Consider the following 5,368-nt stretch of genomic DNA (forward strand, 5'->3'; position numbering starts at 1 on the left):
TAGCAATTCCCAGGCTTTAGGATCCTGCGCTTGGTATACATACATCCAGCTCTGAGCCAGCATCCATGGAAGCCGTGCCAGCGTTGCACCAAGGTCTTCCTCAGCTGCATGTAAATGCTGTAATTCCTCTGTATATATGCTGGAATCCTGCCTTACAGGATGCACCCAGTACAGCCAAAACTGAAAATATGCGTCCGCAAAATAAGTACCGTTCCGCGACTCTGTCAGCATTTTTCGGCGCAAATAAGCTAAGGTTTCTGCCATACGGGCTTCGTGCATCGGTTCATCATTCAGTTCCAAGGGACGCTCAAAATCACGCTCGATTGCCTCCTTAAGCTCATCTGCGGCGATTTGGGTGTAGTAGCCCATATAGGTATGAGTAGGGTAACCTGTCATGGGGGCCTGAGGCAGCAGCTTTTCCAGTACACGCAGATGAGCATGCAGTCCATATAGCTGCTGCATGCCAGGTGAGAGCGGCGGCTTCACCGCATAGATCGAAGCTAGAGCGCTTTGAACATATTGAGAATTTTGGGTGTGTACATGATTCAAGGCAATACATTGATCGAACAGATCGTGCCATTCGGAAACGGGTATGTCCGGTATGTTGCTGGCTGTTTTACTGAGAGAATACCTTGCTGCTTCGTTGTGTTCCAGCGAAAGGTTCGACCGGGAAGCAGGTGGGGTACGGGTGTCTGCTTTTGCAGTCAACCGTGTGAATCCCGCCGAATGAGCATTCACTAATGCATGTACGGAACGTTCCTGTTCATTCGCGTAATTCAGCAATACGGCGATCATATGCTTGCAGTTGGTATGAACAGGGCATGTACATCGGCTGGCAGCAAAAGCGGCCAAGTGGAGATCTACCTCATAAAGCTCATTCCCGTCCACGACAGCCGCGATATGGTCGGCATCAGGCATTGCAAATTCTTTTACCTTTCCCTGCTTGAAATACTGGAAACCTCGTTTGATCGTCACATCATTAAAATGGTCAGCCACATTTTGAATAAGCCGCTGCCACTGTATATCATCCATAAGATAGGTTGGTTTCATAATTAGTCTCCTAAGAGAGAATAGTTGATCTGGAAATAGCTTAACTCTTCCATTATATCAGTTCGCGAATGTAATTGAGTGGAGGAGGCAGTTGGAAAATTTCGAAGGATAACCGCTGATTAAAAAGTAAAGCCCCTTACGCTATAGCATAAGGGGAGAGTCATTGGGAAGAACGAGGAGATATCTTTTACTGTTTCCCATCCGTTTTTTCTGTTCGATGGAAAACCATAGAGATGACGAGAAGCACCAAGGGTACTACCGCATTTATAACAATTCCAAAATAACCGATTATTTTATCGAAGTTGCCTATTTCAATAAAATTTTGTGGGTATATGCTCAGGCAAAATAATATAATTAACGGGAGATAACAGATATACTTGTTCCATTTCTGGGTGAGCTGGCTGATCCCGGTAACAATATAGAAATAATAATTTGAGGCAGTCATGAAAATTTTGATCGTCCACAAGATGATAAATAATATTTCAAATCGTTCCAGGAACGCGCCGGGGAATTCAATTTGCTGTGCAAAAGAAACGACTGGCCACTGCAGTCGGGAGACTTCCTCGACTGACATACAGCCAACGACCATTGTGACCATTAAAATATACAACCCCATTGCAATCGAGTAGCCGATCCAACCAGCCTTCCATGCTTTTTGTGGATTGGCCATTACATTAGTTAAGATAAGGATGGATTCAAAACCCATGGTAGAGAAAGGGATAACTTTAAGTGATTCAAAGATCGGACGCCATCCTTTATGGAAAACCGGACGCAAATTATCAAGATTAAAATGGTTGATATTAAAAACGATCAACAATAAAAAAACAATAAAGGTTAAAGGGAAAAAAAGCTCGATCAATCGAACCATGGCATGGAGACCGCCCCAGGTCAAATACCCAATAAGCAGAAGAAACGGCAAGAGAATCATGCTTATTGGCGTTCTCTCCAGTGCAAGACCTTTGAGAAATTCTGCCATCATTCTACACACAAGAGAGCAGATCATCATGCAGAATACAATAAATGCGATATTGATCAGAAAGCCGATGAATTTACCTGTAATCACAGGATTGAACTCATAGAACGTCTTCCCTGGAAATCGTCGACACAATTTAACATGGATAAAAATGACGACGATCCCAAGCAGAGTTGCCAGCAAAAGTCCCTGCCACACGTCGGGCGTTTTCGTCTTCTCCGCAATGGTTCTTGGTAAACTGACAATACCCACAGCATACACGGTCGAAGTGACGGTAAATAAGGCTTGCAGGGTAGATATTTTTTCCTGTTTCATGGAAGGTATGTTAGACATTATTCACCCTCTCCTTTTGTATAAGCGCCAGTTCGCTTGATCTGTACCTTAGCCTTAACATGGATCGGTATTTCACTGAATGTATCTTGCCAATTTTCCTTTACCCGATCCCAGTAAGCGGGATAATTTACTTTTACCTTTGTGCCAAAACCGACTACGTCTGCTCTCATGTTTTTTTGAAGTGTATTTAGTGATTGGGATACGGTCTGTTTGATTTGATCCTGCACCGCTTCTTTGGCAGTTTGGATGAATGATTCCTTCAGGAAGTCTACAGAATTAACCGTGCTTTCATTAAGTTTGGTATCTGCTTTAATACGAACTGTGAATGAGAGATCCTGCCCGTTCATGTGGGGAATAAGTTTTGTGTGGACATCCTCAACGTCAAACACCATCGACTGATTTGACTTGGACATCTCTGTTTTAATAATGGAATCTTTTGTTTTTCCAAGCAGCCAGTTAATTCCACTGACATCCTCTTCGTCTAGCTTATAAGCAAATTTCTTCGTTTTACCGCTGATCAGAGCTGCTCCTGAGGAGTGGTTGCCTCCATCGGTTTCTATGTATTGGACGAGGAAGTCAGCTCCTTGTGAGATATGTGTAGAAATTTCCCCCAATGTTATTCTAGAAGGTATTTTTGAGTTTAAATCGCTATTTTTAGCCAATGCCTCGAGGTCAATAGAAGGGATCTCTTGATGCTTGCCGATCTTATTGAGCGCTTCTTTTGCATTGCCTTTTATGATCATAACAAGTGATTTTCGACTTGGTTTATAGGATCGAGTAAACGTATCCAACAATTGGTCGATTCTTCTTTTTTGTATAGCTTCGTCACTAATTAAAATCAAGCGAATAAAACTATATAAAGGAGCACGGGATACCTGCTTGGCCTGTTCCCTGGAAGCAGACTGAATGGAATCCTTGTCTAAAGTGGTTACGTTGCTGTACATATTTCTTCTGGATTTCTGCGCTATTAAGTGCTGGTAGGTAAGTTCCAGCATATCCTGCTGATCCGTATCAATGGCGACACCCTGGATAATACTCAAGGTATCGATCTCTTTACTATCCCAGCAACCGGCGAGAAGAGCACATGCGATCCATGCGGCACAGCATTTTTGTAACCATAAAGTTCGACGAAGCAGAAAGAGGTATGAGATCATAGGCTTACTTCCTTTTCCTGTTAGAGTGTGTTTCGTCCTGTGTTTTTAGCATGATAGGACGTTTTCTAAGGTATTTAAAAGGAACCCGAATCAAGGTGTCTTGTTGATCTCTTAGTCGAACTGGGGCTAGCGGTGACATGTAAGGAACGCCAAAGCTTTTGATCTGAACCATGTGTACGCCTAAACAAATAAAGGCTAAAATGACTCCATATAGTCCGTAAACCCCTGCCATCATCATAATGGGGAAACGAAGAAGCCGGATTCCGATACTGCCGCTATACTGTGGGCTCGCAAAGGACGCGATGGCCGTAAGACCAACGATAATGATCAGGATAGGACTTACGACCGCCGCCTCAACAGCTGCTTGTCCAATAACCAGGCCGCCTACAATCCCAATGACCTGCCCTATTCCTTTGGGTAGACGTAGACTTGCCTCACGTAATATTTCCAATGATGCCTCCATAATTAAAGCTTCTACAAAAACGGGAAAGGGAATCCCCTCCCTTGACGCAACAATAGATATGACCAGCTCAGGCGGGATCAACCCAGGATGGAAAGAAATGAGTGCAACGTACAACGAAGGTAGGAAGGTTGCAATGAACAAAGCCGTTAAACGCAGCATGCGGAAAAATGTCCCTAATGGAAACCGCTCATAATAATCCTCTGGGGATTGAGCCAACATCCAGAAGGTCATGGGAGCAATTAAGACAAAGGGGGTGCCATCTAGCATAATGACAACTCTCCCTGCCATTAAAGCCGTTATAGCTTTATCCGAGCGTTCAGAGGCTTGAATCTGTGGGAACGGAGACCAGGAACTTTCCTCAATCCATTGCTCAATAACCCCGGTATCGGAAACATCGTCCACATCAATCGTTTCAACTCTTCGTTTAACTTCTTGCACTAGCTCCGGATTTGCGATATCTGATATGTACAGGATTGCTAATGCCCGAGAAGATCTTCTTCCAATAGTTATTTTGTCAATTTTAAAACTGAGATCTTTGATGTGTCGTCTGATCATGGCCAGGTTGCTTTCCAAATCCTCAATAAAGCCCTGTCTTGGCCCTCTTACCAAAGTCTCGGTACTGGGTTCATCAACACTTCGCGAAGGGAATTTGCCTGTAGAAGCAAAGAAAACATCATCCGTTCCTTCGATCAGCAGACAAGTATTGCCCGATAACACTTCGCTTACACACGTCTCAAGGTCTGTTCCTTCTTTCATATCGATCGTAAATGCTGTCTGCTGTATCAACTCCTCCTTTATTTTGTCAGGATTAACTATGGAGTGAATTTCACGGATTCCAGTTAAAATGAGCGGCTTGACGATTTGTTCGTTAATCAGACTTATATCCGCAATACCGGAGAGATAGATCATAATGACATGGATTCCCGTTTGGCCCACATTCATTTTTTTGAAGACGACATCAGGAAGATGACCCAGAGTCTTTTCAAGATAGTCTAATTTTGCCTCGAGTGATCTCACCAATGACGCTTCCCCCTTCAAAAAGCCTAATGCATGATATGCATGTAATATGTGTAAAATAGTGATAAATATTCATTAGTCCTTTTTTCTGGCAAAAGCAAAAACGAACACCTCATGGTGTTCGTCTCTAGTCATACCTAACTATATGAACTTAATTCAGAATGAGATCATTTTTTGAACTCGTAAAAATGGTCCTCCAGCATGCTCAAAGAAAGCTCGGCTGTAGTGGCTACTACGATATCGGCATCTTGCATTTGTGAAGGCGTGCCTACACCGACCGCGAACATCCCGGCGCTCTTGATCGCCTGAATGCCGGCCTGTGCGTCTTCTATGCCGATACAGTCGGCAGGTCGAACGCCCAGATTCGCAGCTCCGGCG

5 protein-coding genes are annotated in these 5,368 nt (G+C 43.7%); all 5 read right to left on the reverse strand.

The genetic code is table 11. The features are described 5' to 3' along the window. On the reverse strand, positions 1 to 1,050 hold a 1,050-nt coding region (locus AC5V8P_RS22995), incomplete at its 3' end, for an SWIM zinc finger family protein (protein ID WP_495473899.1). Between the two features lie 187 nt (positions 1,051 to 1,237). Next, complete coding sequence (locus tag AC5V8P_RS23000; RefSeq protein ID WP_064795610.1) at positions 1,238 to 2,356, reverse strand: GerAB/ArcD/ProY family transporter; 1,119 nt, start codon at positions 2,354 to 2,356, stop codon at positions 1,238 to 1,240. Continuing rightward, the gene (locus AC5V8P_RS23005; RefSeq protein ID WP_064795611.1) at positions 2,356 to 3,510 is read right to left on the reverse strand and encodes a Ger(x)C family spore germination protein; all 1,155 of its coding nucleotides are present in this window, start codon (positions 3,508 to 3,510) and stop codon (positions 2,356 to 2,358) included. The genes AC5V8P_RS23000 and AC5V8P_RS23005 overlap by 1 nt, the downstream gene beginning before the upstream one ends. Before the next feature lie 4 nt (positions 3,511 to 3,514). Beyond that, the gene (locus AC5V8P_RS23010; RefSeq protein ID WP_231116740.1) at positions 3,515 to 4,990 is read right to left on the reverse strand and encodes a spore germination protein; all 1,476 of its coding nucleotides are present in this window, start codon (positions 4,988 to 4,990) and stop codon (positions 3,515 to 3,517) included. Between the two features lie 167 nt (positions 4,991 to 5,157). Next, positions 5,158 to 5,368, reverse strand: a 211-nt coding sequence (locus AC5V8P_RS23015; protein WP_495473900.1) for an HAD-IA family hydrolase, incomplete at its 5' end; no start/stop codon positions are given.

Source organism: Paenibacillus sp. N119s, from assembly GCF_059447605.1.